The organism is Streptomyces sp. NBC_00354, assembly GCF_036106915.1.
GTDB lineage: Bacteria > Actinomycetota > Actinomycetes > Streptomycetales > Streptomycetaceae > Streptomyces.
Map to the genome: position 1 here is coordinate 5,789,487 of NZ_CP107983.1, position 25,750 is coordinate 5,815,236.

Annotated in this window: 24 protein-coding genes; 9 read left to right on the forward strand and 15 right to left on the reverse strand. The window is 73.5% G+C overall.

Annotated elements, in window-relative coordinates; genetic code table 11:
* Positions 1–99: 99 nt before the first annotated feature.
* Entirely contained in the window at positions 100–2,118 is a 2,019-nt protein-coding gene (locus OHT74_RS26540; protein WP_328621600.1) for a bifunctional glycosyltransferase 87/phosphatase PAP2 family protein, read from the forward strand.
* A 152-nt stretch (positions 2,119–2,270) separates the two neighbouring features.
* On the opposite strand, the gene OHT74_RS26545 is transcribed toward OHT74_RS26540, so the two are convergent.
* Together OHT74_RS26545 and OHT74_RS26550 are read right to left on the reverse strand one after the other, a co-directional pair.
* Positions 2,271–2,654, reverse strand: a complete 384-nt coding sequence (locus OHT74_RS26545) for a DUF6193 family natural product biosynthesis protein (RefSeq protein WP_266667403.1) — start codon at positions 2,652–2,654, stop codon at positions 2,271–2,273.
* 195 nt (positions 2,655–2,849) lie between these two features.
* The gene (locus tag OHT74_RS26550; protein ID WP_266667405.1) at positions 2,850–4,094 is read right to left on the reverse strand and encodes a cytochrome P450; all 1,245 of its coding nucleotides are present in this window, start codon (positions 4,092–4,094) and stop codon (positions 2,850–2,852) included.
* A gap of 241 nt (positions 4,095–4,335) precedes the next feature.
* Between OHT74_RS26550 and OHT74_RS26555 the strand changes: the two genes are divergently transcribed.
* Positions 4,336–5,505, forward strand: coding sequence for a steroid 3-ketoacyl-CoA thiolase (locus OHT74_RS26555; protein ID WP_266667407.1), 1,170 nt, complete (start codon positions 4,336–4,338; stop codon positions 5,503–5,505).
* Between the two features lie 157 nt (positions 5,506–5,662).
* Here OHT74_RS26555 and OHT74_RS26560 read toward each other — a convergent pair whose 3' ends face one another.
* The 7 genes from OHT74_RS26560 to OHT74_RS26590 all read right to left on the reverse strand — a co-directional run bounded on the left by OHT74_RS26560 (position 5,663) and on the right by OHT74_RS26590 (position 14,024).
* On the reverse strand, positions 5,663–6,064 hold the full coding sequence (locus OHT74_RS26560; RefSeq protein ID WP_266667409.1) for a transglycosylase SLT domain-containing protein: 402 nt from the start codon (positions 6,062–6,064) through the stop codon (positions 5,663–5,665).
* A gap of 388 nt (positions 6,065–6,452) precedes the next feature.
* Positions 6,453–7,301 carry an ECF transporter S component gene (locus OHT74_RS26565; protein WP_328621601.1) on the reverse strand — a complete coding sequence of 283 codons (849 nt, stop codon included), beginning with the start codon at positions 7,299–7,301 and terminating at the stop codon, positions 6,453–6,455.
* On the reverse strand, positions 7,298–9,379 hold the full coding sequence (locus OHT74_RS26570; protein ID WP_328621602.1) for an ABC transporter ATP-binding protein: 2,082 nt from the start codon (positions 9,377–9,379) through the stop codon (positions 7,298–7,300). Before OHT74_RS26570 ends, OHT74_RS26565 begins: the two co-directional genes overlap by 4 nt.
* On the reverse strand, positions 9,376–10,551 hold the full coding sequence (locus tag OHT74_RS26575; protein ID WP_443047731.1) for an energy-coupling factor transporter transmembrane protein EcfT: 1,176 nt from the start codon (positions 10,549–10,551) through the stop codon (positions 9,376–9,378). Before OHT74_RS26575 ends, OHT74_RS26570 begins: the two co-directional genes overlap by 4 nt.
* Before the next feature lie 119 nt (positions 10,552–10,670).
* Positions 10,671–11,312 carry an SCO2322 family protein gene (locus OHT74_RS26580; RefSeq protein WP_328621604.1) on the reverse strand — a complete coding sequence of 214 codons (642 nt, stop codon included), beginning with the start codon at positions 11,310–11,312 and terminating at the stop codon, positions 10,671–10,673.
* Positions 11,312–12,550, reverse strand: coding sequence for a prenyltransferase/squalene oxidase repeat-containing protein (locus OHT74_RS26585; RefSeq protein ID WP_328621605.1), 1,239 nt, complete (start codon positions 12,548–12,550; stop codon positions 11,312–11,314). Before OHT74_RS26585 ends, OHT74_RS26580 begins: the two co-directional genes overlap by 1 nt.
* Before the next feature lie 307 nt (positions 12,551–12,857).
* Positions 12,858–14,024: an MBL fold metallo-hydrolase gene (locus OHT74_RS26590; RefSeq protein WP_328621606.1), complete on the reverse strand. Its 1,167-nt coding sequence runs from the start codon at positions 14,022–14,024 to the stop codon at positions 12,858–12,860.
* Positions 14,025–14,238: 214 nt separating this feature from the next.
* Here OHT74_RS26590 and OHT74_RS26595 point away from each other — a divergent pair, with 214 nt between their 5' ends.
* Positions 14,239–15,702: an aldehyde dehydrogenase gene (locus OHT74_RS26595; protein WP_266629650.1), complete on the forward strand. Its 1,464-nt coding sequence runs from the start codon at positions 14,239–14,241 to the stop codon at positions 15,700–15,702.
* The gene (locus OHT74_RS26600; RefSeq protein WP_266667425.1) at positions 15,702–15,935 is read left to right on the forward strand and encodes a ferredoxin; all 234 of its coding nucleotides are present in this window, start codon (positions 15,702–15,704) and stop codon (positions 15,933–15,935) included. Before OHT74_RS26595 ends, OHT74_RS26600 begins: the two co-directional genes overlap by 1 nt.
* A 79-nt stretch (positions 15,936–16,014) precedes the next feature.
* On the opposite strand, the gene OHT74_RS26605 is transcribed toward OHT74_RS26600, so the two are convergent.
* Positions 16,015–16,677 (reverse strand): TetR family transcriptional regulator, encoded by a 663-nt coding sequence (locus tag OHT74_RS26605; RefSeq protein ID WP_266667427.1) that lies wholly within the window; start codon positions 16,675–16,677, stop codon positions 16,015–16,017.
* Between the two features lie 260 nt (positions 16,678–16,937).
* Between OHT74_RS26605 and OHT74_RS26610 the strand changes: the two genes are divergently transcribed.
* From OHT74_RS26610 to OHT74_RS26620, 3 genes are read left to right on the forward strand one after another with little or no spacing between them, the layout of a single operon-like run.
* Positions 16,938–18,254 (forward strand): glycosyltransferase family 4 protein, encoded by a 1,317-nt coding sequence (locus OHT74_RS26610; RefSeq protein ID WP_266667429.1) that lies wholly within the window; start codon positions 16,938–16,940, stop codon positions 18,252–18,254.
* A 58-nt stretch (positions 18,255–18,312) separates the two neighbouring features.
* Positions 18,313–19,047, forward strand: a complete 735-nt coding sequence (locus OHT74_RS26615; protein WP_266629658.1) for a class I SAM-dependent methyltransferase — start codon at positions 18,313–18,315, stop codon at positions 19,045–19,047.
* On the forward strand, positions 19,044–20,126 hold the full coding sequence (locus OHT74_RS26620; protein WP_328621607.1) for a prenyltransferase: 1,083 nt from the start codon (positions 19,044–19,046) through the stop codon (positions 20,124–20,126). The genes OHT74_RS26615 and OHT74_RS26620 overlap by 4 nt, the downstream gene beginning before the upstream one ends.
* An 87-nt stretch (positions 20,127–20,213) precedes the next feature.
* Here the strand turns inward: OHT74_RS26620 and OHT74_RS26625 are convergent, their stop codons facing one another.
* Positions 20,214–20,516: a hypothetical protein gene (locus OHT74_RS26625; RefSeq protein WP_266629662.1), complete on the reverse strand. Its 303-nt coding sequence runs from the start codon at positions 20,514–20,516 to the stop codon at positions 20,214–20,216.
* Positions 20,517–20,628: 112 nt separating this feature from the next.
* Between OHT74_RS26625 and OHT74_RS26630 the strand changes: the two genes are divergently transcribed.
* Together OHT74_RS26630 and OHT74_RS26635 are read left to right on the forward strand one after the other, a co-directional pair.
* The gene (locus OHT74_RS26630; protein WP_443047568.1) at positions 20,629–21,339 is read left to right on the forward strand and encodes a hypothetical protein; all 711 of its coding nucleotides are present in this window, start codon (positions 20,629–20,631) and stop codon (positions 21,337–21,339) included.
* A gap of 78 nt (positions 21,340–21,417) precedes the next feature.
* Positions 21,418–21,840: a hypothetical protein gene (locus tag OHT74_RS26635; RefSeq protein ID WP_266667434.1), complete on the forward strand. Its 423-nt coding sequence runs from the start codon at positions 21,418–21,420 to the stop codon at positions 21,838–21,840.
* Here the strand turns inward: OHT74_RS26635 and OHT74_RS26640 are convergent.
* The 4 genes from OHT74_RS26640 to OHT74_RS26655 form a co-directional block, all read right to left on the reverse strand.
* On the reverse strand, positions 21,837–22,847 hold the full coding sequence (locus OHT74_RS26640; RefSeq protein ID WP_328623398.1) for an LLM class F420-dependent oxidoreductase: 1,011 nt from the start codon (positions 22,845–22,847) through the stop codon (positions 21,837–21,839). The genes OHT74_RS26635 and OHT74_RS26640 overlap by 4 nt on opposite strands.
* A gap of 148 nt (positions 22,848–22,995) precedes the next feature.
* Positions 22,996–23,805 carry a hypothetical protein gene (locus tag OHT74_RS26645; protein WP_266667436.1) on the reverse strand — a complete coding sequence of 270 codons (810 nt, stop codon included), beginning with the start codon at positions 23,803–23,805 and terminating at the stop codon, positions 22,996–22,998.
* A gap of 134 nt (positions 23,806–23,939) precedes the next feature.
* Complete coding sequence (locus tag OHT74_RS26650) at positions 23,940–24,908, reverse strand: N-acetylmuramoyl-L-alanine amidase (RefSeq protein ID WP_266667438.1); 969 nt, start codon at positions 24,906–24,908, stop codon at positions 23,940–23,942.
* A gap of 154 nt (positions 24,909–25,062) precedes the next feature.
* Entirely contained in the window at positions 25,063–25,704 is a 642-nt protein-coding gene (locus tag OHT74_RS26655; RefSeq protein ID WP_266667440.1) for a class I SAM-dependent methyltransferase, read from the reverse strand.
* Between the last annotated feature and the right edge of the window lie 46 nt (positions 25,705–25,750).

Below are 25,750 nucleotides of genomic sequence, written 5' to 3' on the forward strand. Positions count from 1 at the left end.
GTGCGGGATATCGTCCTCCCAGGTAATGAAGTGGTGCACGAAACGCGGCAGCCAGGCGAAGTCAAGGTTGCGGTCAACAGGGCGGGAGGCCGGCGAGGCGTGGCTAACGCGGCAGAGCACGGTGGTGCGAACGGACATGCCGGGGTCATAGGCGGTAGCGGCAGGCTGGGGGCGGCGCGGTTCCTCCTGTGGGCGCTGGCCGGTGTCCTCGCCGTCAGACAGGCCGCCGCAGTGCTGCGCGTGCCACCGGGCGAGTGGCTCAGCGAGTTCCAGCTCCCCAGCAGTTTTCCCGGCTCGCTCTACGACGGCGGCCAGTTCACCGGGACCCCCTTCGCGGGGATGGTCCTGAGGCCGTTCCTCGGGCTTGCGGCGCCCTCCCTGGAGGTGGCCTGGACCTGTGTGACGCTGCTGTTCGTCGCCGCCGTCGGGCTGGTCGCCGCGCGCGGCCTGCCCGACCCCGTGCCGCGGCGCACCGCGCTGCTCGCCGCGCCCGTGCTGGTCGGCCTGATGATGGTGTCGCTGCCCGTCCGGGCGGCCGCCTCGCCGGGCCAGACCGCAGTCCTGCCCGTGCTGCTGGTGCTGCTGGCCGTGTTCCGGGTGCCCGGCGAGCGCCCGGCCGGCTTCCTCGTCGGCCTCGCCGCCGCGCTCCAGCCGGCCCTGCTGCTGTTCGCGCCGCTGCTGTGGCTGACCGGCCGCCGCCCCACCGCCAAGGCCGCCGCCGTGACGTTCGCCGCGGCCACCGCCCTGTCCTGGGCGGCCCTGCCGCGCGACTCCTGGACGTACTGGGTCCACCACCTGGCCGGCACCGGCCTCGGCGGCGCCCCCGACAGCCTCGCCAACCAGTCCGTGCACGGCGCGCTGCTGCGGCTCGGCCTGAGCGGCCCCCTCGAGATCCTGCTGTACGTGGCCCTTGCGGCCGGGATCGTCTGGGTCGGCCTGCGCCGCGCGGCCCGCTACGCCCGCGACGGCCAGCTGCTGCTCGCCGTGGCCGTCACCGGCTGCGTGGCCGTCGCCGTGGCGCCGACCGGCTGGCGCCACCAGCTGCTGTGGGTGCTGCTCGCGGTGGCCGGCAAGGTCGGCAGGCGGGCGGCGGACCGGCCCGTGTGGCCGGTGGCCGTGGTGCTCGCCATGACCCTGCCCAGCGACGTGCTGCTGCCCAACCTGGCCGCGCTGGCCCCCGTACGGGACAACGTACTGCTGCTCGCCGCGCTGGCGGCGGCCTGCGCGGTGCCGTTCCTGCCGCGGTCCTCGCCGTACTGGCGCGAGCCCGTCGCGACGGCGTACAGCCGGCCGTCCGCCGCCCGGTGGTCGCGGGTGCCGCTGATGCCGTTCTGGCGGCGCGTGCTGTCGCGCCCCAACCTGTTGCTGGAGCTGCTGCTGATACGGGTGGGGTACTCGCTGTATTCGCACATCCGGGCCGCCGCGCCGAGCAGCCGCAGCGTCGCCGAGGGGAACGGGAGTCAGATCCACGCCGTCGAGCGGGCGCTGGGCATCGACATCGAGCACGCCGTCAACCACGCCGTCGTGAACCTGCCCTGGCTGGAGAAGTTCTTCAACTTCTACTACACGTCGTTCCACTTCGTGGTGCCGCTGACGATCCTGGCGGTGCTGTACTGGCGCAGGCCGGGCGACTACCGCTGGGCCCGCGCCTCCCTGGGCCTGGCCACCGTCCTCGCGCTCGTCGGCTTCTGGCTGTACCCGCTGGCGCCGCCGAGGCTGATGCCCGCACTCGGCTTCATCGACACCGTGCACGGGCCGCAGGATCTGGCCCATCCGCAGTACGGGGCGATGACCGCGATCTCCAACCAGTACGCGGCGATGCCCTCGCTGCACTTCGGCTGGTCGCTGTGGTGCGGGATCGTGATCATCACGCTCGCGCCGAAGGGCTGGCAGAAGCTCCTCGGGGCGCTGCACCCGCTGATCACGGTGTGCGCGATCGTCGCCACCGCCAACCACTGGGTGCTCGACGCGGTCGGCGGCGCGGTCGTCATCAGCGCCGGGTTCGGGCTCGTGTACGTGCTGTCGGGGCCGCGCGGCGCCGTCCTGCCGGCCGGGCTGAGCGTGCCGCGGCCGCGCGAGCCGGAGCGGGTGGGCGCCGCCACGCGCAGCCGGGCCTGAGCAGCCGGGCCTGAGCAGCCACGCCCGACGGGCGGATTCCGCAGCGCGAAGGGGTGCCGGGGCAGGCCGTGTGCCCGCCCCGGCACCCCTTCGGTGGATCGCCGCGTCCTGTCAGGATCCGCCGTCGGCGGCCCCTGCGCCACCCGGGGCGATCAGCGGACCGCCGCGCCGCCCGCGGAGAGCCGGTCCACGACGAGCGCGATGGCGGCCTCGGCGGTGTCGGTCTCGGCGATGACGGTGGTCAGGCTGGGGCTGCGCACCCGGAAGCGGCCGTCGGGCATGGGCTCGACGGCCGGTGCCTCCACGTCGAAGGGGTGGCGGGTGCGGGAGCTGAACCACAGGGTCCACTGGCGGGTGAACGGGTACAGCCGGCGCAGCTGCGGCTGCGCGGAGGCGGCCTCGATGAGCTCGATGACACCTCGGCAGAGCGTTTCGGGCCCGCCGCGCTCCTGGATCAGCCGCCACGTCGTGGGCAGCCGCTGCCAGCGGGCATCCACCCGGTGAGCGGTGTCTGTATCGGCAGCGTGAAGGTTCATCCGCGCAGTGTGACGCCCCACCGGTCTCAGGACAATGGTCCGGAAGTCAACAATCCGGCATACGTGCGCCCCCGATGCGCCCCGTCCGCACGCCGGGCGCGCCCTCGGCGGCGTTCCAGTGGACGGCAGGGGCCGGGGCGTGGGAGGAGCGGCCCCTGCCGCCGCGGAACCGGTACGGCCACGGACGACACGTGCTCAACCGTGGCTGACCCGGAGCTCCTTGATGCCGTTGAGCCAGGCGGCGCGCAGCCGGCGCGGCTCCTCGCCGGTCAGCCGCAGGTCGGGCAGGGTGTCGGCCAGCGCGTTGAAGATCAGGTCGATCTCCATGATGGCCAGGGACTTGCCGAGGCAGAAGTGCGGGCCGCCGCCGCCGAAGCCCAGGTGCGGGTTCGGGTCGCGGGTGATGTCGAAGCGGTCGGGGTCGGTGAACACCTCGGGGTCGTGGTTGGCGGAGGAGTAGAAGAGCCCCACCCGGTCGCCCGCCTTGATCTTCTGCCCGCCCAGCTCGGTGTCCTGGGTGGCGGTGCGCTGGAAGGACACCACCGGGGTGGCCCAGCGGACGATCTCCTCGGCGGCCGTCGCCGGCCGCGTCGCCTTGTACAGCTCCCACTGGTCGGGGTGGGTCAGGAAGGCGTGCATGCCGTGGCTGATGGCGTTGCGCGTGGTCTCGTTGCCGGCGACCGCCAGCAGCAGCACGAAGAAGCCGAACTCGTCGGAGCCCAGGTTGCCCTGGCCCTCGGCCGCCACCAGCTGCGTGACGATGTCCTTGGCCGGGCACTCCTTGCGGGCGGCGGAGAGGTTCATGGCGTAGCCGATGAGCTCCACGGCCGCGTTGGAGCCGACCTCCTCGGTGATCGCGTATTCGGGGTCGTCGTACGCGATCATCTTGTTCGACCAGTCGAAGATGCGCAGGCGGTCCTCCTGCGGTACGCCGATCAGTTCGGCGATGGCCTGCAGCGGGAGCTCGCACGCGACCTGCGTGACGAAGTCGAAGCTGCCGTCGGCCGAGGCTTCCAGCGCCTGCGCGACGATCTTCCGGGCCCGGTCGCGCAGGGCCTCCTCCAGGCCGCGGATGGCCCGCGGGGTGAAACCGCGCTGCACGATCTGGCGTACGCGGGTGTGTTCCGGCGGGTCCATGTTCAGCATGATCAGACGCTGGGCATCTATCTGCTCGCGCTGGATGTGCTCGTTGAAGCGGATGATCGCCGTGTTGGTGGTGGAGGAGAACAACTCCGGGTGCGTGGATACGTACTTGACGTCCGCGTGCCGGGTGACGACCCAGTAGCCCTCGTCGTCGAAGCCGGTGATGCCGCGCTGCTGGGGGCACCACCACACGGGTGCGGTCTGCCGCAGCTGTGCGAACTCGGGGAAGGGGACCCGGTCCTGGAGGAGGTCGGGGTCGGTGGCGTCGAAGCCTTCGGGCAGCGCGGGACAGGGCATCGGGCGACTCCAAAGTCTGACGGCCCATCAGAAGTTGGCTTGAAGGTAGTAACGAGTTCCAGAAGTGACAAGGGCCCTCGCGTCAACTGTTGCGTGTGGAATCCGTGTAAGCCGCGTGCAAGACCCTTGCGTGCCGGGCCTCCGGGTCATAAGACTGCGAGGAGAACTAGAACGCGTACTAGTTCGGGCGGGGCGCCGGGACGGCCCGCCGCGCCGGCACAGTGCAGGAGAGGACGAGCTCATGGCCGCGGAACCCGTCATCGTCGAAGCCGTACGCACCCCCATCGGCAAGCGCGGGGGCGCGCTCGCCAACCTCCATCCCGCCTACCTGCTCGGCGAGACGTACCGCGAACTCCTCGCCCGGACCGGAATCCAGCCCGACTGCGTCGAGCAGATCGTCGGGGGCACCGTCACCCACGCCGGCGAGCAGTCCATGAACCCGGCGCGCAACGCCTGGCTCGCCATGGGCCTGCCGTACGAGACCGCCGCGACCACGGTGGACTGCCAGTGCGGCAGCTCCCAGCAGGCCAACCACATGGTCGCCAACATGATCTCCGGCGGTGTCATGGACATCGGCATCGCCTGCGGCGTCGAGGCGATGAGCCGGGTGCCGCTGGGCTCCGGCTCCAAGCACGGCCCCGGCAAGCCCTTCCCGGACGAGTGGAACGTCGACCTCCCGAACCAGTTCGAGGCCGCCGAGCGGATCGCCCGCCACCGGGGCCTGACCCGCGAGGACGTCGACCGGCTCGGGCTGCTCTCCCAGGAGCGGGCCGCCACCGCATGGGCCGAGGAGCGGTTCAAGCGGGAGACCTTCGCCGTCCAGGTCCCGACGACGGAGGAGGAGCAGGCCGCAGGGCAGGGCATGTGGCGGCTCGTCGACCGCGACGAGGGGCTGCGCGACACCAGCATGGAGGCGCTGGCCCGGCTCAAGCCGGTCATGCCGACCGCCGTGCACACCGCCGGGAACTCCTCGCAGATATCCGACGGGGCCGCCGCCGTGATGTGGGCCTCACGCAAGATGGCCCGCGCGCTCAAGCTCAGGCCGCGCGCCCGGATCGTCGCCCAGACCCTGGTCGGCGCCGACCCGCACTACCACCTCGACGGGCCGATCGACGCGACGCGGGCCGTGCTCGGCAAGGCCGGGATGTCCCTCAGGGACATCGACCTGGTCGAGATCAACGAGGCCTTCGCCTCGGTCGTCCTCAGCTGGGCCCAGGTCTTCGAGCAGGACCTGGAGAAGGTCAACGTCAACGGCGGCGGCATCGCGCTCGGCCACCCCGTCGGCGCGACCGGAGCCCGGCTGATCACCACCGCGCTGCACGAGCTCGAGCGCCGCGACAAGGAATTCGCGCTGATCACCATGTGCGCGGGCGGCGCGCTGGCGACCGGGACGATCATCCAGCGGCTGTGAGCGCGGGCGGCGCGTACGGCGCGTGAGCGCGTGCGGTGAGCACCGCGTGCCCTGAACCCTGTGGGATGGGAAACAGAAGGCCCCGGTGGCCGGACCTGGGGAGGTCCGGCCACCGGGGCCTTCGCACTGCTCGTGCGGCAAAGCGCTTACCGGTGGCTTAGTACCAGTGGTTGGCCTGCCAGAAGTTCCAGGCGCCGACCGGGCTGCCGTAGCGGGAGTTCATGTAGTCCAGGCCCCACTTGATCTGGGTGGCCGGGTTGGTCTTCCAGTCCGCGCCCGCGGAGGCCATCTTCGAGGCCGGCAGGGCCTGGGCCAGGCCGTACGCACCCGAGGAGGCGTTCGTGGCGGTGTGGTCCCAGCCGCTCTCGTGGGAAATGATCTTGTCGAAGGCGGCGAACTGGGCCGGGTCCTTGATCATCTGGTGCGCGATCGCCTTGGCGCTCGTCGGGGCCGCCTGAGCGGGAACCGTGGCGAGCATGGTGCCGGCGACGCCCAGGGCGACGATGGAGCCGGCGAGGGCCTTCTTGGAGGCGGCGATGCGACGGATGACGTGGGACACGGATGAAACCTTCCGCAGGGGACAGGGACGGTCGCGGGCATGTCGGGGACATGCGTGAGCCACTCACGCAGAGGAGAGGGGTTCGTCGGGCGGGGGGTGAAGACCCCGGCCGCCGTAGCGACAACACCAGTTAGCCAGGTCCCCGAGGCTCTGGCAACGACCCCGATTACTAGCCGCCCTCGCAGCCGGGGGCCGTCGGGCCGGGGGTGGGGGCGCCGGCGTTCTCGCAGGTGAGGGCCGGTTTCCGGGTCGAGGGAGGGGGCCTTGAGGGCTACTACCCCGCGTCGTATGTGACGTGGGTCCTATGGGGTGAGTCACCGGGACAAGGCCCGAATGTCACCTTCCGTGGTGGTTCGTTACACGAAATGGTGTGTGCGCCGGGCCACTTTCAACCCGAACCGAAGGAAACGGGCGCCTCGAACGCCGCTTTTCGCACCGCCCGCCGCAGCGCCTTCAGCAGCGTGCCGCCGACCGCGAGCGTCAGTACGACGGTCAGCGCGGCCCGGCCCAGGTCCCAGCCCAGCGAGGTCGCCGCGCAGTACGCGGCGAAGCGGGCCAGGTTGGCGGCGACCGGATCCCCCGGGTGGAAGGAGATGCCCTGGCCCATGCCCTGCAGGAGCACCCAGCCCTGCAGGTTCATGACCGTGCCGTACGCGAACGAGCCCACGAAGCCGTACGCCGCCAGCATCAGCAGCTCCGCCCGGCCCCGGATCTTCCCCCAAGCTCTCGGCTTCGCTCGAGCAGGGGGGACCCCCATCGCGCCGGGCAGCAGCCCGGCGCCCAGCGAGAACCAGCCCATCGCCAGCATCTGGAACGGCATCCACGGCCCGACCCCGCCCGTGAGCAGGGCGGAGGCGAACATCGTGACCGAGCCGAGGACGAAGCCGAAGCCCGGGCCGAGGACGCGGCCGCTGAGCACCATCAGGAAGAACATCGGCTCCAGGCCGGCCGTGCCGGCGCCCAGCGGTCTGAGGGCGGCTCCGACCGCGGCGAGCACGCCGAGCATCGCCACCGCCTTGGCGTCCATGCCCTGGTCGGCGATGGTCGCGACGACGACGGCGACGAGGAGGGGGAGCAGCGCCGCGAAGAGCCAGGGGGCGTCCTGGGAGTGGGCGAGGCCGGACTGGCGGTCGGCGAGGAGGGGCCAGCCGAAGGCCGCGATGCCGATGAGGGTGACGAGGAGCAGGGCGATGGCGGCGCGGGGGCCGATGCGGAGGGGGCGGGCGGGGGTGCTCATGGTGTGGTCTCGGCTTCGGCCTCGGTCTCGGCTTCGGCCTCGGCCTCGGCTTCGGCTTCGGCCTCGGCTTCGGCTTCGGCCTCTGCCTTGGCCTCGGCTTCTGCCAGGGCTTTCGCGACCTGGGTCACCGTGAGCCAGTGGCCCGGGGCCAGGATCTTGGCCACCTGGGGGGCGAAGGCCGGGGACGACACGACGACCTCGGCGGTCGGGCCGTCCGCGACGATCTCGCCGCCGGCGAGGATCACCACCCGGTGGGCCAGCTCGGCGGCGAGCTCCACGTCGTGGGTGGCGAGGACGATGGCGTGCCCGTCGGCGGCGAGGCCGCGGAGGATCTCGATCAGGCGGGCTTTGGCGGCGTAGTCCAGACCGCGGGTGGGCTCGTCGAGCAGGAGCAGCGCGGGGCGGCCGGTGAGTACGAGGGCCAGGGCGAGGGCCAGGCGCTGGCCCTCGGAGAGGTCCCGGGGATGGGTGTCGTCGGGGACGTCCGGGAGCAGGGCGGAGACGAGGTCCCGGCAGGTGCCGGGGGCCGCGCCGGCGTCGGCGTCGGCGGCGGAGCACTCGGCGGACACGGTGTCGGCGTAGAGGAGGTCGCGGGGTTCCTGCGGGACGAGGCCGACGCGGCGGACCATCTCCTGCGGGGCGGTGCGGTGGGGGGTGCGGCCGCCGACGGCCACCGTGCCGGTGGTGGGGGCGAGCGTTCCGATGAGGGTGGCGAGGAGGGTGGACTTGCCGGCGCCGTTGCGGCCCATGAGGGCGATGGTCTCGCCGGGGGCCACGGAGAGGTCGATGCCGTGGAGCACTTCGGCGCGGCCGCGGCGGAGGGAGAGGGCGGTGGCCTTGGCCACGGGGGCCGGATCGGCGGTGCCGGTGCCGGTGCCTGTGCCGGCTCCGGGCGCGGGCGCGCTGCCGGTTCCGGTGGCGGGACCGGTCCCGGTCGCGGGGCGGGGGGACGGCTCGCTCCGGCGGAGCAGCCGGGCCAGGATGCCGGGGCGGGGGACGGGGCCGCTGCGCGGGGCTTCTTCCCCACCCCGCCCCTTCCCGATCCTGGGGCTCCGCCCCAGACCCCGCGCCTCAAACGCCGGCGGGGCTGGATGGTGCGGCGGAGCCGGGGCGCCCGACGGGATCGGGGACTCCGGCTGGGCCGGGGCGGGCTGAGGGGAGGGCGGTTGGGATACGGCGGGCTGAGGGGGGAGGGACGCCGGGCGGGGCGGGGGTGGGGACGGTTGAGCCGGTGCCGGCGGTGATTGAGGGGTGGAGGTGGCGAGGGTGAGGCGGGAGCGGAGTGGAGCGGACCGGCGGCGGGCGTCGCGGATCGAGAGGGGGAGGGGGGACCAGTCCGCCAGGCGGCCCAGGGCCACCACCGGGGGGTGGACCGGGGAGACGGCCATGATCGAGGAGGGGCTGCCGAGGACCGGGGCCGCGCCGGGGGACGGGAGGAGGAGGACCTGGTCCGCGTACTGGATGACGCGTTCCAGGCGGTGTTCCGCCAGCAGGACCGTCGTGCCCAGGTCGTGGACCAGGCGCTGGAGGACCGCCAGGACCTCCTCGGCGGCCGCCGGGTCCAGCGCCGACGTGGGCTCGTCCAGGACCAGGACCTTCGGGTGCGGGGTCAGGACCGAGCCGATCGCGACCCGTTGCTGCTGGCCGCCGGAGAGGGTGGCGATGGGGCGGTCGCGCAGTTCGTTCAGGCCCAGCAGGTCCAGGGTCTCCTCGACCCGGCGGCGCATGACGGCCGGGGCCAGGCCGAGGGACTCCATGCCGTAGGCGAGCTCGTCCTCGACCACGTCCGTCACGAAGTGCGCGAGCGGGTCCTGGCCGACCGTGCCCACGACATCGGCGAGCTCGCGCGGCTCGTGGGTGCGGGTGTCGCGGCCGGCGACGGTGACGCGGCCCCGCAGCGTGCCCCCGGTGAAATGCGGGACCAGGCCGGATACCGCACCGAGGAGGGTCGACTTGCCGACGCCCGACGGGCCGACCAGGAGCGTGAGCTCGCCCTCCGGGATCACCAGGTCGGCGTCGCGGAGGGTGGGCTCCGTCGCGCCGTCGTACGTGACCGACACCTGCTCGAAGCGGATCACAGTGCTGTTTCCTTCGGAGGTACGGGCGCCACGAGGGCGGGGAGCAGGCCGATCAGGATCGCCGTCGCCGGCCACAGCGGGAGCGTGGGGGCGACCAGGGGGACGACGCCGGGGAGGAGGGCGTCCGGGTCCACGGCCGCGGCATGGATGAGGACGGCCGCGACGGCCGCACCCGACCCGGCGACCAGCCACGCCCGCCACCCCCAGCGGTCGGGCCGGTAGCGGGTCCGGATGCTGCGCCGGCCGCCGAGGTGCAGGCCCGCGAGGGCCAGGAAGAGGCCGATGAGCAGGACCGGCAGCCCGTACGCGGCGCCCTCGGCGGCGAGCAGCCCGTACGTGCCCGCGCACATGCCGAGCAGGCCGCCGAGGGTGAGGACGTTGGTGGTGTGCCGGACGGCGGGCGGGACCTGCGCGGTACGGCCGTAGCCGCGGGCGTCCATCGAGGCGGCGACGGCGACGGAGCGCTCGAGGGCGCCCTCCAGGACGGGCAGGCCGATCTGGAGGATCGCCTTGACGCCGCCGGTGGGGCGGCCGCGCAGGCGGCGGGCGGTCCGCAGGCGGGCGACGTCGGCGACCATGTTCGGCGCGAAGGTCATGGCGACGACGACGGCGACGCCGGCCTCGTAGAGGGCGGCCGGGAGGGATTTCAGCAGCCGCGCCGGATTGGCGAGGGCGTTCGCGGCGCCGACGCAGACGAGGAGGGTGGCCAGCTTGGCGCCGTCGTAGAAGGCGAAGACGAGCTGCTCGGCGGTGACGCGGCCGCCGATGCGGATGCCCTGGGCCGCCCAGCCGGGGAGCGGGAGCTCGGGGAGGGTGAGCAGGACGTGCGCGCCGGGGATCGGGGAGCCGAGCAGCACGGAGAAGAGGAGGCGGAGCCCGATGACGAACAGGCCGAGCTTGAGGAAGGCGCCGTAGGAACGCGCCCAGGGCGCGGAGGTCCGGCGGGCGGCAACGACGTAGCCGGCCACGCCGACGATCAGGCCGAGGAGAAGGGGATTGGTGGTGCGGGAAGCGGCCGTGGCGAGGCCGAGCGCCCAGAGCCACCACGCTCCCGCGTGCAGGGCGTTCCCCCGACGGGCCTGCGGCGCCGCCGCGCGGCGGACCCGGCTTTTCCCGTACGTCGGCCAGGACCCGGGGTCGCCCGCCCCGGCGGGCCCGGGCCCGGCCGGGATCACGTCGCCGACTGCGGGCCGGCGGGTCCGACCCGCACCCTCCGCCCGCGCCGCAATCCGGCGGGGCCCGCCCGGGGCGGTGGCCCCGGCGGAGCCCGTGGGGTGGGGGGTGTCGGGGGTCATCGCCGGCGGCGGCGGGATTGCCAGACTGCGGCTGCCGCCAGGGCGGCCACCGCCGCCAGGCCTGCCAGGAGGCCCGCCGACGGGCCTCCGTCCTTGGGCGCCGTCTGCGTCGGCGTGGGTTCCGCGTCGGCGATCTGTTCGCCGCAGCCCTGCTTCGGGTAGCCCGACACCGCGCACAGCAGCGCCGCGCTGTTGTAGCGGAGCGGCTTGGCGACCTGCGCCAGGGCCTCGGCCGCCGTGGCGTCCGGGGCGACCTGGGCGCAGGCCGTGCGCGGGGTGTCCTGCGGCGGGGTGTCGCCCGCCGGGGCGTCCGCCGGGACGCCGGAGTCGACCACCACGGCGATCCGCTTGCGGCCCTCCACGGGCGGGGTGGCTGCGCAGACCGACGCGAAGTCGGCCGCCGCGCGTGGCTTCGCCGCCTCGGCCGCCGCGTCCTGACTCACCGCGAAGCGGAAGCCCAGGGCCGCGCCGTCCGCCGGGCGGGCCGTCGAGGGGCCCTGCGTGGCGTACTGCCACTGGCCTCCCGAACCCTCCCAGAACGACCAGTAGCGGTAGCCCGCCGCCAGCGCGGGCGAGGTCGCCAAGAGGGTCAGGAGGATGCCGAACGCGAGGGCCGACGGGGTCAGGCTGCGGCGCATCAGAGCTGGTTCTTCTTCCGGCGGCCGCTCAGGAGGACGCCGATGCCCATGCCGGCGGCCAGGCCCGCGCCCACGATCCACCACACGTTCCCGTCGGACGACTTCGAGTCCTCCTTGGGCTTCGGCGCTGCCGACTCACCCGTCTGCTGGGCCGGGCCCGTTGCGTTCAGGGCGGTCACCAGGTCCGTGCCGCCGAACGACCTCGGGTCCGTGCCCGTCGCGTGTGCGGCCAGCACCAGGGTGCCGAGCGCGGCCGGGTTGCCCTGGGCCCACTGCGCCGAGTTGGCCTTCAGCCACTCCAGCGCGCCCGCCGCGGACTGCGTGTGCCCGGCCGCGGCCAGCGCGATCACCGCGTCGGCGGTGTTGCCGGTGTCCGCGGTCGGCTGGTCGGCGCCGGGGGTGACGGCCGTGAGGTGGCCGTCCTTCTTCAGCGTCTCGGCCAGGTAGCCGGCCGCACCCTGGGCGGCGGTCGCCGGGTCGGTGACGCCCGCCGGGCAGGCGAGGGCGGTCGCGGGGGTGTCCGTCGAGGCGGGGGCCACGAGCGACCCCTGGCCGAGGCCGGCCAGGACCGCGGCGGCCGTGGCGTCGGCGTTGGCCGGGAGCTTGCCGTCGGCCGGCTGGTACCCGAAGGCACCCCGGTCGGCGGCCGGCTCGGCGGCGCAGCCCAGCTGGAAGGCGAGCAGGCCCTCGTACGCGGACTTGCCGGCCTTCGACTTCACCTCGGCCGGCGTCTCGCCCGCCACGGCCAGCGCGCTGATCACGAGGGAGGTGGAGTTGCCCTCGCTCGGGGTGCCGGGGACGAAGGCCCAGCCGCCGTCCTCGTTCTGGACGGACTTCAGCCAGTCCACGCCCTTCTTCACCGCCGCGTCCTGGCCGCCCAGCGCCTTCAGCGCCTGCACGGCCATCGCGGTGGCGTTCGTGTCGAACATCGTCTTGTCGTCGCAGGCAGTACCCGCTTCCGCGCGGAAGGAGGCGAAGCCGCCGTTCGCGCACTGCTGGCCGACGAGCCAGGCGACGGCCTCCTTGGCCGGCTTGACGCCGACCGTCTGCTGGGCCAGCAGCGCGAAGGACTGCCGCCACACGCCGTCGTACGTCGGGTCGTTCTTGCCGAACAGCCCGGACGGGATCACCGGGGCCGGCGGGGCGGAGGGGGAGGGCGCGGCGAGGGCTGCGGGGGCGGCGCCCACGCAGAGCACGGCGGAGGCGGCGAGCGCGGCGGCGCTGCGGCGGACGTTCATGGGGGCGGGTGCCTCTCGTGCTGGGGAGCAGGAGGCAGGCGCGCACAGGGCACCGGGCTCCGGCCCCGTTTACCTCGACGGTGCCGGCCGCCGGGGGCTCCGGCGGCGCGAGCCGCGCACCTCGCGTACGGGGCGGTCCGGCTCCCCGCCCCGGCGGGGCCGGGGCGGGTCACGGTTGCGGGTCAGCGCCGGAATTTCACCGGCTTCTTCCCGTACGGAAGGGTGGACGACGCGCTTACTGTACCGGCCCGTAGCAGTCCGGAAGGGTGGCGTCGGCCCGCAGCGCCCCTTACCGGCGGGCCTGCCGTCACAGTGCGCGGTACGTGACCGGGTCGCTGCCCGGGACCGCCTCGGCCCGGCCCTGCTTCACCAGCCGCCGCAGATGGGCCTCTGCTTCGGAGACGGCGATGTTGCGTGAGCCGTACGGGATCTGCTCCCAGGGCCGGTTCCACTCCATGCGCTCCGCCAGCCTCCACGGGGTCAGCGGCTCGGCCAGCAGCTCCCACAGCCCGGTCAGCCGGTCCTCGTGGTGGCGCAGCAGTTCGCGGACCCGGGCCGGGGCGTCGGTGAAGGCGTGCTGGTGGGCGGGGAGCACCTCGGCGGGGTCGAGGCGGCCGATCCGCTCGAGGGAGTCGAGGTAGTCGCCGAGGGGGTCGGTGACCCGCTCGGACGACGGGTCCTCGTAGAGGCCGATGTGCGGGGAGATCCCGGGCAGCAGGTGGTCCCCGGAGAAGAGGCGGCCGTTGCCGGGGAGGTTCGCCGGGTGCTGTTCCTCCAGGTGCAGGCAGACGTGGCCGGGGGTGTGCCCCGGGGTCCAGATGGCGCGCAGCCGCCGCCCGGCGAGGGGGAGCAGCTCGCCGGGGACGATCTCCCGGTCGGGGACGGCGGCCCGGAGTCCCGGCAGGTGGGGGCCCCTCCCACGCCGAAGTGTGTGTGGGAGCATGCGGCCGCTCGCGCGGGCGGCCCTCAGGGGTGCGACGTGCTCCTCGGGGGCTCCGGCGGTGGCCAGCTTCTCGCTCATGTAGTCGAACCAGGTGCCGGGCTCGGCGGAGCGGGTCCGTACGACGACCTCGGTGTCGGCGGCGTGCATCGCGATCCAGGCGCCGGAGGCCTCGCGGACCCGGCCGGACAGGCCGTGGTGGTCGGGGTGGTGGTGGGTGATGACCACGCCGTGGACGTCGGCGACCGGGATGCCGAGGGCGCCGAGGCCGGCGACGAGGGTGTCCCAGGACTGGGGGTCGTCCCAGCCGGTGTCGACGAGGACGGGGCCGCGGTCGGTGTCGAGGACGTGGACGAGGGTGTGGCCGAGCGGGTTGTCGGGGATCGGGACCTTGATGGCGTGGACGCCGCCGCCGTGGTCGGTGACGTGCGGGGTGACGGCCGGGGTGATGGCCGGGGCGGCGGCCGGGGTGACGGGGGGCGTGGCCCCGGGTCCGGTGGGCGGTGCGGCCTGCGGCGGCGTGTCCTGCGGCATGAGGGCTCCCTGTCTGCGCCCGGCCGCGCCTGCGCCGCCCGGCTCACTCTTACGAGAACGTGTTGCAGTAGTCGCCCAAGTCGACCATCTGCTGCCCGTTCTGACTAGTCGTAACCCCTCGTTGGATCTTCCGGGCCGTTCCGTCCTGGCCGTGGACTCCTAGAACTAGAACTGGTATCAGTTCGGGAACGCCAAGCCGCAGGAGGCAGCAGCCATGACCGAGCTCGTGGAACACGGACACCTGTTCATCGGCGGGGAGTGGACGGATCCGCTGGGCACCGACACGATCGAGATCGTCTCCCCCCACACCGAGCAGGTCATCGGCAGCGTCCCGCACGCCTCCCGCGCGGACGTGGACCGCGCTGTCGCGGTCGCCCGCCGGGCCTTCGACGAGGGCCCCTGGCCCCGGATGTCCCTGGACGAGCGGATCGCCGTCGTCACCCGGATCAAGGACGCGATCGCCGTCCGGCACGAGGAGATCGCCCGGTCGATCAGCTCGCAGAACGGGTCCCCGTACTCCTGGAGCGTCCTCGCGCAGGCGCTCGGCCCGATGATGGTCTACGACGCCGCGATCCAGGTCGCGCGTGCCTACCCGTACGAGGAGCACCGCCAGGGGGTGCTCGGGCCGATCCTGGTGCGCCGGGAGCCGGTGGGCGTGGTCGCGGCCGTCATACCGTGGAACGTGCCGCAGTTCGTGGCCGCCGCGAAGCTGGCTCCGGCGCTGCTGACGGGGTCGACGGTGATCCTGAAACCGTCCCCCGAGTCGCCGCTGGACTCGTACATCCTCGCCGACATCGCCCGCGAGGCCGGGCTGCCGGAGGGCGTGCTGTCGATCCTGCCCGCCGACCGGGAGGTCAGCGAGTACCTGGTCGGCCACCCCGGCGTCGACAAGGTGGCGTTCACCGGCTCGGTCGCGGCCGGCCGGCGCGTGATGGAGGTCGCCGCCCGCAACCTGACGCGGGTCACGCTCGAACTCGGCGGCAAGTCCGCCGCCGTGATCCTGCCGGACGCCGACCTCGAGTCCACCATCGCCGGGATCGTCCCGGCGGCCTGGATGAACAACGGGCAGGCCTGTGTGGCCCAGACCCGGGTGCTCGCCCCGCGCAGCCGGTACGAGGAGGTCGCCGAGGCGCTCGCGGCCGCGGCCGGCGCGCTGGTGGTCGGCGACCCGCTGGACCCGGCGACGCAGCTCGGGCCGCTGGTGGCCAGGCGGCAGCAGCAGCGGTCGCTGGACTACATCCGGATCGGCCAGGAGGAGGGTGCGAAGGTCCTGGCGGGCGGCGGCCGCCCGGCGGGGCTGGAGCGGGGCTGGTACGTGGAGCCGACGCTGTTCGGGGACGTGGACAACTCGATGCGGATCGCCCGCGAGGAGATCTTCGGGCCGGTCGTCTGCCTGATCCCGTACGGGGACGAGGCGGAGGCGGTACGGGTCGCCAACGACTCGGAGTTCGGGCTGAGCGGCAGCGTCTGGACGGGGGACGTCGAGCACGGCATCGACTTCGCGCGGCAGGTGCGGACGGGCACGTTCAACGTGAACACCTTCAGCCTGGACATGCTGGGGCCGTTCGGCGGCTACAAGAACAGCGGTGTGGGGCGGGAGTTCGGGCCCGAGGGGCTGAGCGAGTACCTGGAGCACAAGATGATCCACCTGCCGGCGGGCTACGCGGCGGGTGCCTGATGGGGGACCGCTGGCAGGTCGAGGTGGACCGGGGGGTCTGCATCGGCTCGGGCATGTGCGTGAACCACGCGCCGGAGGGCTTCGTGCTGGACTCGGCGCGCCAGTCGCATCCGCGGGATCCGGAGACGGACGCGAACGAGCCGGTCCTGACGGCGGCGGAGGGCTGCCCGGTGGAGGCCATCATGATCACCCTGGCGGCCACCGGCGAGGCGGTGTTCCCCCCGGAGGAATGACCGAAGAGGCGCCGAGCGGCGGCCCGGGCGGCGGCGGACACCGGCCGCTGCCCGGGGCCGCTGCGTGCGTACGGCGGGATCAGGCCTTTCGCGCGGTCCCGGCAGTCCCGGCGGCCCCGCCCGCGCCCGGCGGCGCCGTCATGTCGATCAGGCGGCACACCGTCTCGATGTCGATCTTTACCTGGGCGATCGAGGCGCGCCCCGAGAGCCAGGTGATCAGTGCCGAGTGCCAGGTGTGCTCGATCACCCGGACCGCGGAGAGCTGCTCCGCGGTCGGCGGGGCGTCCAGGCCCATCGCGTCCAGGATGATCGCCGTGGTCAGCCGGGACACCGTGTCCACCTCGGGGCTCACGCTCCGGTCGGCGAACGTCAGGGCGCGGACCATCGCATCGGCGAGCTGCGGCTCCCGTTGCAGCGCGCGGAAGGCCCGCATCAGGGTCTCCGCGACCCGCGCCGCGGGGTCGTCGCCCGCCGGGGGCCGCTTGCGGAGCGTCGTGTGCATGTGCTGGAGCTGGTCCTGCATCGTCGCGACGAGCAGGTGCACCTTGGACGGGAAGTACCGGTACAGGGTGCCCAGCGCGACCCCGGCCGCCTCCGCGACCTCCCGCATCTGGACGGCGTCGAAACCGCCCCGGCTGGCCAGCTGGGCGCTGGCGTGCAGGATCCGGCGGCGGCGCGCCTCCTGGCGCTCCGTCAGGGGAGGGGACGCCGTCGTGGCGACGGCTTTCGCATCCGCTGTCATCTGTCCCGTTCCATGGCGTTCCGTGTCGTTGCGGTGCTGATTTCCGGGCTGTTCACATCGTGATCGGCAGGCGATCGGCCGGTGATCGACAGCCAGCATGTCAGGCGCCGGAGCCGTGGCGTGAATCACCTGCTCCGCCTCTTACGGTGTGGTTTCCGGCCGGTAGATTCAATGGTCTTCGACGGATCAAGTCTGAAACTTGTTCTACATTATGCGAGCGGTTACGCTCCGGCGAAAGTGCAGGGAGAAGGGGGCCGAGAGTGACCGCTGAGGCCATGGTGACGAGCCCTTTCGCGGGTTCCGCCACCGACGGCGACCGCCCGTTGCGCATCGCACTCCTCACCTATAAGGGGAACCCGTTCTGCGGCGGCCAGGGCGTCTACGTCCGGCACCTCTCGCGGGAGCTCGTGAGGCTGGGGCACTCCGTCGAGGTCATCGGCGCGCAGCCGTACCCGGTCCTCGACACCGGCGCCACGCTCACCGAACTGCCGAGCCTCGACCTGTACCGGCAGCCCGACCCGTTCCGTACGCCGAAGCGCGACGAGTACCGGGACTGGATCGACGCGCTCGAGGTCGCCACCATGTGGACCGGCGGATTCCCCGAGCCGCTGACCTTCTCGCTGCGGGCCCGGCGCCACCTCGCCGCCCGCGCGGGCGAGTTCGACGTCATCCACGACAACCAGACGCTCGGCTACGGCCTGCTGGCCGACCTCGGCGCGCCGCTGGTCACCACCATCCACCACCCCATCACGGTGGACCGGAAGCTCGACCTCGACGCCGCCAAGGACCGCAAGAAGCGGCTCTCCGTCCGGCGCTGGTACGCCTTCACGCGGATGCAGGGACGGGTCGCCCGCCGGCTGCCCTCCGTACTGACCGTCTCCGGATCCTCCCGGCAGGAGATCGCCGAGCACCTGGGCGTGCGGGACGAGCGCATCCACGTCGTCCACATCGGCGCCGACACCGACCTGTGGTCGCCCGACGCGTCCGTCGCCGAGGTACCGGGGCGGATCGTCACCACCTCCAGCGCCGACGTCCCGCTCAAGGGGCTCGTCCACCTCGTCGAGGCGCTCGCGAAGCTGCGGACCGAGCAGCCCGACGCCCACCTCGTCGTCGTGGGCAAGCGCGCCGAGCAGGGTCCGGTCGCCCGTGCGATCGACTCGTACGGGCTCCACGACGCGGTCCGCTTCGTCAAGGGCATCACCGACGCCGAGCTCGTCGACCTGGTGCGCAGCGCACAGGTCGCCTGCGTGCCGTCGCTGTACGAGGGCTTCTCGCTGCCCGCCGCCGAGGCCATGGCCACCGGCACCCCGCTGGTCGCCACCACCGGCGGCGCGATCCCCGAGGTCGCGGGCCCCGACGGCGAGACCTGCCTCGCGGTGCCGCCCGGCGACGCGGGCGCGCTGGCCGCCGCACTGGGCCGGCTGCTGGGCGATGCGCCGCTGCGGGCCCGCCTCGGCGCCGCCGGACGCGAGCGGGTGCTGGCCCGGTTCACCTGGGCCAGAGCCGCCGAGGGCACCGCCGCGCACTACCGCGCCGCCATCGAGCAGGCAGCCGGCCGCGCCCGCCGCGCGCGGTGACCTTCCGCCTTTTCCACACCACCCCCGAACACCCCCGCGACCGCGAAGGCAGGACCCCGTGCTGACCGTCGATTTCTCCCGGTTCCCGCTCGCCGCAGGCGACCGTGTGCTCGATCTGGGCTGCGGCGCCGGCCGGCACGCCTTCGAGTGCTACCGGCGCGGCGCCCAGGTGGTCGCAGTCGACCGCAACGGCGAGGAGATCCGCGAGGTCGCCAAGTGGTTCGCCGCCATGAAGGAAGCCGGTGAGGCCCCGGCCGGCGCCACCGCCACCGCCATGGAGGGCGACGCGCTGGCCCTGCCCTTCCCCGACGATTCCTTCGACGTCGTCATCATCTCCGAGGTGATGGAGCACATCCCCGACGACAAGGGCGTGCTCGCCGAGATGGTCCGCGTCCTCAAGCCGGGCGGCCGCATCGCCATCACCGTGCCGCGCTACGGCCCGGAGAAGATCTGCTGGGCGCTCTCCGACGCGTACCACGAGGTCGAGGGCGGCCACATCCGCATCTACAAGGCCGACGAGCTGCTCGGCAAGATGAAGGCCGCGGGCCTCAAGCCGTACGGCACGCACCACGCCCACGGGCTGCACTCCCCGTACTGGTGGCTCAAGTGCGCGTTCGGCGTCGACAACGACCAGGCGCTGCCGGTGAAGGCGTACCACAAGCTGCTGGTCTGGGACATCATGAAGAAGCCGCTGGCCACGCGGCTCGCGGAGCAGGCGCTCAACCCGCTCATCGGCAAGAGCTTCGTGGCGTACGCGACGAAGCCGCACCTTCCCGTCGGCGCAGCGAAGTGAGCTCGCCCGGGCGCACCGAACGCCTGGTCCTGGACGGGGTGCTGACCGCCGAGGAGGCCGCCGGGACGGTGGCCGGCATCCTCGCCGCGCAGCGCTCCGACGGGGCCATCCCGTGGTTCCGCGGGCACCACCTCGACCCGTGGGACCACACCGAGGCCGCGATGGCGCTGGACGCGGCCGGCGAGCACGAGGCGGCGGGGCGGGCCTACGACTGGCTGGCCCGGCACCAGAACGCCGACGGCTCCTGGTACGCGGCCTACGCCGACCGGCCGGACGGGGTGGACACCGCCGAGCCGCAGGACGCGAGCCTGGAGAGCAACTTCGTCGCGTACATAGCCGTCGGGGTCTGGCACCACTACCTGGCCACCGGCGACGACCCGTTCCTGGACCGCATGTGGCCCGTCGTCTACGCGGCGACCGAGTTCGTGCTCGGGCTCCAGCAGCCGGGCGGCGAGATCGGCTGGAAGCGGGAGGCCGACGGCAGCCCCGTCACGGACGCGCTGCTCACCGGCTCCTCCTCGATCCACCAGGCGCTGCGGTGCGCCCTGGCGATCGCCGAGCACCGCGAGGAGCCCCAGCCGGACTGGGAGCTGGCGGCGGGTGCCCTCGGGCACGCGATCCGGCGGCACCCGGAGCGGTTCCTGGACAAGTCCCGCTACTCGATGGACTGGTACTACCCGGTGCTGGGCGGCGCGCTCACCGGCGCGGACGCGAAGGCGCGGATCGACGAGCGCTGGGACGAGTTCGTCGTCCCGGACCTCGGAGTGCGCTGCGTCCTGCCGAACCCGTGGGTGACGGGCGGGGAGTCCTGCGAGCTCGCCCTGGCCCTGTGGGCGACGGGCGAGTCGGACCGGGCGCTGGACATCCTGCGCTCGATCACGCACCTGCGCGCCGACAACGGCATGTACTGGACGGGCTACGTCTTCGAGGACAAGGCGGTGTGGCCGGTCGAGCAGACGACCTGGACGGCCGGGTCGCTGCTGCTGGCCGTGGCCGCGCTGGGCGGCGACGAGGCCACCGGGGCGGTGTTCGGAGGGCTGGAGCTGCCGTCCGGACTCGAGCCGGACTGCTGCCGCTAGGCCGCGCCGCGCGCCGCGCGCTGCGCGCTGCGGGCAAGAAGGGGGCAGGCCACCGCGGACGGGGCCTGCCCGTACGGGAACTCGCGGTCACTGGCGGTAGAGCCGGCCCGCGACAAGGTGGCCGATGACGAGGTACGCCACGGCCGCCACGCCGTAGCCCACCACCACTTGGACCCACTCCCGGTCGAAGGTGAACAGGTCGTAGGACCAGCCGGCCAGCCAGGTGGCGGCGTCGTGGACGAACTCCACGAGGCCGTTGCCCCGGTTGGCGTCGAGGAAATACAGCAGGATCCACAAGGCGATCACGAAGGCCAGCACGTCTGCCACCGCGGCGACGACCCGGCCGGCCTGAACGCCTCCGCGGGCGTGTACTCGGGTGTGTGTGCGCATGCTGCGCGTCTTGCCCCGACTGGGCGAAGCAAACCCGAACGGGTCCCCCAAGTGGCGGATCGCCGGGGCCCGGGTGACTCTGCGGGAGACACCTCACTCCCCGGAGGTCAACGTGTCCAAACCCAGCGAGTCCATACCCAGCGTGTCCATACCCGGCACTTCCCGGCTCCGCCGCGCCCTCACGGCGCTGCTCGTGTCCACCGCGCTGGTCGCAGGAGGAACCGCGTGCAGCAGCAGCGGCGCCGGCGGCAGCAGGGGCCAGCGGGAGGCCGTCCCCGTATCCGTGGCCGCGCAGCAGGCGGTTGCCGTCGAGGCGCTCGCCGCGCAGGTGCTCGCCGCGGAGGCGGTTGCCGCGCAGGAAGTCACCGACGAGGTGCCCGCCGCCGAGCCCACGCCCAGTACCCCGGCGGAGAAGCAGAAGTTCTCGAAGGCACGCTTCGTCGCCAATGCGGGTCTCGCGGCCGGGGCGACGTACCAGTGGATCATCAAGCCGTACCGCGCGGGCAAGTTCAAGAAGGGCGCCAAGGGCCGTACGTTCGCGCTCATCAAGGCGGGCCTCGCAGGCGCCTTCGCGTACAACCGGCTGAAGGCGGCGGCGGACAACGCCAAGGGCGACCCGCTGCTGTCGAAGGCGGTGGCCCCGCTGACGGCGGGCATCGCGTCCCTCAAGGGCCTGGGCTCCAAGCTGCGCAAGGGCGATGCGGGCGACGGCGACATCAGCTCGTTCGAGGACGTCATCAACGGCGTCAAGGACGCGGGCCAGGGTGCGGGCGCCACGGTGACCGACAAGGTCCCGAGCCTCTCCCAGCTGAACGGCGGATAGGCCCTTCTCACGCCGCAGGCCGGCCGGGCAGCGCCGCCCGTCCGGCCTGCCGGTCTGCCCGCCTGCTTCAATGGGCGGATGATCGAGTTCCTGGCCCTTGCGGCCGCCGCCGTCGGCGTCGGGTGGCTCGTCCGGCGCAGGCACCGGCAGCGGGTCGCCGCCGGGAGCCCGGACGGGATCCCGTGCATGGCCCGGCACCCGGCCGGCGCGGGCCGCTGGCGGATGGGCCGGGTGTTCCCCGGCCCCGGCGGGGCCCGCTGGGTGCCCCGGCGCGGTGAGCCCGTACCGCTGCCCGGCGGCCGGGCCACCGGGGTGCGGGCGCCGTCCGTGAAGGAGGGCATCTCCATCAACCCGGGATCGCGGATCGTGGCGTGCACGTACGGGACCGGCGGGGACGGCGGGACCGGCGAGGGCGGCGGCAGCATCGAGATCGCCGTCATGCCGCTGGACCTGCAGGAGCTGCTGGAGGCCGTCCCGCAGGCGGAGACGGACGCGCCTTAGGCGTTGAGGTCTGCCAGGACGCGCAGGGTGTGCGGGTCCGGGGCTGTCAGGAGGAGGTCGGTGACCGGGCCCCCCCGCCACAGCTCGAGGCGTTCGGCGATCCGCTCGCGCGGGCCGATCAGGGAGATCTCGTCGGCGAACGCGTCCGGGACGGCGAGGACCGCTTCCTCCCGGCGCCCGGCGAGGAACAGCTCCTGGATGCGGCGGGCCTCCTCCTCGTAGCCCATCCGTGCCATCAGGTCGGCGTGGAAGTTGCGGGCCGCGTGGCCCATCCCGCCGATGTAGAAGCCGAGCATCGCCTTGACGGGCAGCAGCCCCTCGGCGAGGTCGTCGCAGACCTTGGCCCGGGCCATCGGGGCGATCATGAACCCCTTGGGGACGTCGGCCAGGGACGCCTGGTAGACGTCCGTGCGGGTCGGCGACCAGTACAGGGGCAGCCAGCCGTCCGCGATCCGGGTCGTCTGGGCGATGTTCTTCGGGCCCTCCGCGCCCAGCAGGAGCGGCAGGTCCGCGCGCAGCGGGTGGGTGATGGGCTTCAGCGGTTTGCCGATGCCGGTGCCGTCCTCCCCGAGGTACGGGTGCTGGTGGAAGCGGCCGTCGAGCGCGACGGGGGCCTCGCGGCGCATCACCTGGCGGACGACGTCGACGTACTCGCGGGTCGCGGTCAGCGGGCTCGAGGGGAACGGGCGCCCGTACCAGCCCTCGACCACCTGGGGGCCGGAGAGGCCCAGGCCCAGCATCATCCGGCCGCCGGAGAGGTGGTCCAGGGTCAGGGCGTGCATGGCGGTGGCGGTGGGGGAGCGGGCGGCCATCTGCGCGATGGCGGTGCCGAGGCGGATCCGCGAGGTGTGCGCGGCGATCCAGGTGAGCGGGGTGAAGGCGTCCGAACCCCAGGCTTCGGCGGTCCACACCGAGTCGTAGCCGAGGTTCTCGGCCTCGGTGGCGAGGTCGAGGTGGGCCGGGTCGGGGCCGCGGCCCCAGTAGCCGAGTGCGAGTCCGAGGCGCATGTACGTCCCCTCCGCGATGCCGTGGTGGCGCCGTGCGTGCCGCGCCACAGCCATATCTGACGATGCGTCAGGTGACTGTAGGGCAACGGCCCCCCGCCCGGAAGGGCGGGGGGCCGTCGGGGCGCTGCACCGGCCGTCGGGCGCGGGGTCAGCCGCGCTGGATGCCCGAGGTGTCGTTCAGGACACCGCGGCGGCCGTCCTGGGTCTGCGCGATCAGCGTGGCGGGGCCGCGCTGGTCCACCGCCAGGTACCAGGTGCCCGGCGCGAGTTCGGCGATCGGGGTGGGGGAGCCGTCCTCGGGGAAGAGGGGGCGGGCCACCGGCACCGCGAACCAGAACGGGGTGAAGTCCCCCGCCGGGGCGGGCGCCTGGTCCTGCGGCGCCGGCGCCGGGGCCGGGGCCGGGGTGCCGCCGTACGGCGGGACCGGCTGCGGGGCGGCCCCGTACGGCTGCGGCTGCTGGCCGCCCGGGTAGCCGTACCCGGTGCCGGGCTGGGGCTGCGCCCCGTACGGCGCGGGGGCGACGGGCTTGGCCTCCGGCACCAGCGCGCCGGCGAGCGCCGGGACCTTGCTGCCCGCGACGGCCACACCGGCCAGCGCGAGGGTGGCCAGGAAGGCGATGATGCAGCCCGCGCCGAGGTCGGCGCCGCTGGGGCTGGTGATCAGGGACCACAGGGAGGACCAGGCGGCGGCAACCGCGAGAACCGTCCCCCACGCGGCCAGGGGCAGGCCCGCGAGCTTCCGGGTCTCCGGCTGGAAGCGGGCCGCGATGATCAGGCCGGCCGCGATGAAGCCGAGCAGGAAGATGGTGGGAAGCGCCAGACGGTAGACGTCGGTGTCCCACACGCTCGGCAGGTCGAGGCCGGTCGCGGAGTAGAAATCGAGGAACGAGGCGATGAACAGCAGCGCCGCTGCTCCGATCACCACGCCGTCGCCTCGAGTGAGGGAGCGGATGTTCACGTCTTAGGTGTCCTTCTCGGTCTCGGTCGTCTCGTGGTGCCGCGGTCGCACGTTCAGGAGCGGGGCGGGCGGGACCATGGTACGGAGGTTCCCCGCGGCCGAGAGGATCGGGGCGGCAGGCTGTCCCGGTGGGACTACCCGCCCAAGAAGCCGACGATGCCGTCCGCGATGCCCTGGGCCGCCTTCTGCCGCCACTCCGGACTCGTCAGCAGCGCCGCGTCCTTGGCGTCACGCATGTTGCCGCATTCGATGAACACCTTGGGCTGCGTCGAGAGATTGAGTCCGCCGAGATCGTCGCGGACGACCAATCCGGTGCCGCTGCCGAGGTAGTTGGCGGGGGCGGAGCCGGTGGTCCGGGCGAAGTTCGAGGCGATCCGCTCGCCGAGGTCCCGCGAGGGGCCGACGATCTTGGCGGTGTCCGCGGCGCCGCTCTTGACCTTGGCCGGGAGGATGATGTGGTAGCCGCGGTTGCCCTCGGAGACGCCGTCCGCGTGGACCGAGACCACGGCGTCGGCGGTGGCCTCGTTGCCGATGCGGGCGCGCTCGTCGATGCAGGGGCCGAAGGGGCGGTCGGCCTGGTGGGTGAGGACCACCTTCAGGCCCTTGGCCTCCAGGACGGTCCGCAGCCGGCGGGACACGTCGAGGGTGAACTCGGCCTCCATGTAGCCGGAGTTGGTGGTGGTGCCGGTGGTGTCGCACTCCTTGCGGTTGGTGCCGATGTCGACCTTCTTGTCGATCTCGGAGGTGTGCTTGAAGTTGCCGGTGTTGTGGCCGGGGTCGATGACCACGGTCTTGCCGGCGAGCGGGCCCTTGGCGGGGCTCTGGCTCTTGGCGGGGCCTTCGGCGGGGCTCTCGGCGGGGGCGGAGCTCGGGGTCGCCGCCGCGCCGTCCGCGGGGGAGGCGGCCGGCATCACGATCCGCGGCGGGCGGGCGTCGTCCGCCCCCGCCCCGGTCGCCACCTGTACGAGGACCCACCCCGCCAGGGCGGTCGGGGCGAGCACGGCGGCTCCGACGGCGAGGCCGGAGCGGCGTGCGAACCACCGCCGCTCCGGGCTGACCGAGGAGGCGGACTCGGGGGATGGGGGACTGTCGTCGTAGGGCACGTCGCGATGCTAGACCGGCCGCCGGCCGGCGGCGCGGACCGTGGGCCATACGGGGGCGTGGTGCGGTTATCCCGTTATATGGCCGGATATGCCGAATGACCCTGGCGGGTCGGTGGCCTGGCCCTCCGGGCCCCTGGGGCCGGCCCCGCCGTCCTCAGATGCCCGGGGCGGTGCGGCGCAGGACGCGGAGGGAGTCGGTCACCGAGATCTCCTCGAAGGCGCCGGAGGCCAGGGCGCGCAGGTAGATCCGGTACGGGGCCTGGCCGCCGTCGGCCGGGTCCGGGAACACGTCGTGGATGACGAGCGTGCCGCCCTCGGCGACGTGCGGGGCCCAGCCCTCGTAGTCGCCCGTGGCGTGCTCGTCGGTGTGGCCGCCGTCGATGAAGACCAGGCCGAGCTTGCCGCCCCAGGCCGCGGCGACCTGCGGGGAGCGGCCCACGATCGCGATGACGTGGTCCTCGAGGCCCGCCCGGTGGAGGGTGCGGCGGAAGGTCGGGAGGGTGTCCATCAGCCCGACCTCCGGGTCCACCACGGTCGGGTCGTGGTACTCCCAGCCGGGCTGCTGCTCCTCGCTGCCGCGGTGGTGGTCGACCGTCATGGCGGCCACGCCGGCCTCGCGGGCGGCGTCGGCCAGCAGGATGGTGGAGCGGCCGCAGTACGTGCCGACCTCCAGGAGGGGCAGCCCCAGTGCCGCTGCCGCGGCGGCGGCCTCGTACAGGGCCAGGCCCTCGCGTACGGGCATGAACCCCTTGGCGGCCTCGAAGGCGGCGAGGGTCTCCGGCTTGGGGGTGGCCATGTGTTCCTCCGAGATGGGGGTGGGGTGGTGCGGGTGGGCTGGGCGG

Excerpts from the sequence above, each read along its gene's own strand:
- OHT74_RS26545 (WP_266667403.1), bottom strand. The coding sequence starts at position 2,654 with ATGAACCTTCACGCTGCCGATACAGACACCGCTCACCGGGTGGATGCC.
- OHT74_RS26550 (WP_266667405.1), bottom strand. The coding sequence starts at position 4,094 with ATGCCCTGTCCCGCGCTGCCCGAAGGCTTCGACGCCACCGACCCCGAC.
- OHT74_RS26555 (WP_266667407.1), top strand. The coding sequence starts at position 4,336 with ATGGCCGCGGAACCCGTCATCGTCGAAGCCGTACGCACCCCCATCGGC.
- OHT74_RS26565 (WP_328621601.1), bottom strand. The coding sequence starts at position 7,301 with ATGAGCACCCCCGCCCGCCCCCTCCGCATCGGCCCCCGCGCCGCCATC.
- OHT74_RS26580 (WP_328621604.1), bottom strand. The coding sequence starts at position 11,312 with ATGCGCCGCAGCCTGACCCCGTCGGCCCTCGCGTTCGGCATCCTCCTG.
- OHT74_RS26585 (WP_328621605.1), bottom strand. The coding sequence starts at position 12,550 with ATGAACGTCCGCCGCAGCGCCGCCGCGCTCGCCGCCTCCGCCGTGCTC.
- OHT74_RS26590 (WP_328621606.1), bottom strand. The coding sequence starts at position 14,024 with ATGCCGCAGGACACGCCGCCGCAGGCCGCACCGCCCACCGGACCCGGG.
- OHT74_RS26595 (WP_266629650.1), top strand. The coding sequence starts at position 14,239 with ATGACCGAGCTCGTGGAACACGGACACCTGTTCATCGGCGGGGAGTGG.
- OHT74_RS26600 (WP_266667425.1), top strand. The coding sequence starts at position 15,702 with ATGGGGGACCGCTGGCAGGTCGAGGTGGACCGGGGGGTCTGCATCGGC.
- OHT74_RS26605 (WP_266667427.1), bottom strand. The coding sequence starts at position 16,677 with ATGACAGCGGATGCGAAAGCCGTCGCCACGACGGCGTCCCCTCCCCTG.
- OHT74_RS26625 (WP_266629662.1), bottom strand. The coding sequence starts at position 20,516 with ATGCGCACACACACCCGAGTACACGCCCGCGGAGGCGTTCAGGCCGGC.
- OHT74_RS26635 (WP_266667434.1), top strand. The coding sequence starts at position 21,418 with ATGATCGAGTTCCTGGCCCTTGCGGCCGCCGCCGTCGGCGTCGGGTGG.
- OHT74_RS26640 (WP_328623398.1), bottom strand. The coding sequence starts at position 22,847 with ATGCGCCTCGGACTCGCACTCGGCTACTGGGGCCGCGGCCCCGACCCG.
- OHT74_RS26655 (WP_266667440.1), bottom strand. The coding sequence starts at position 25,704 with ATGGCCACCCCCAAGCCGGAGACCCTCGCCGCCTTCGAGGCCGCCAAG.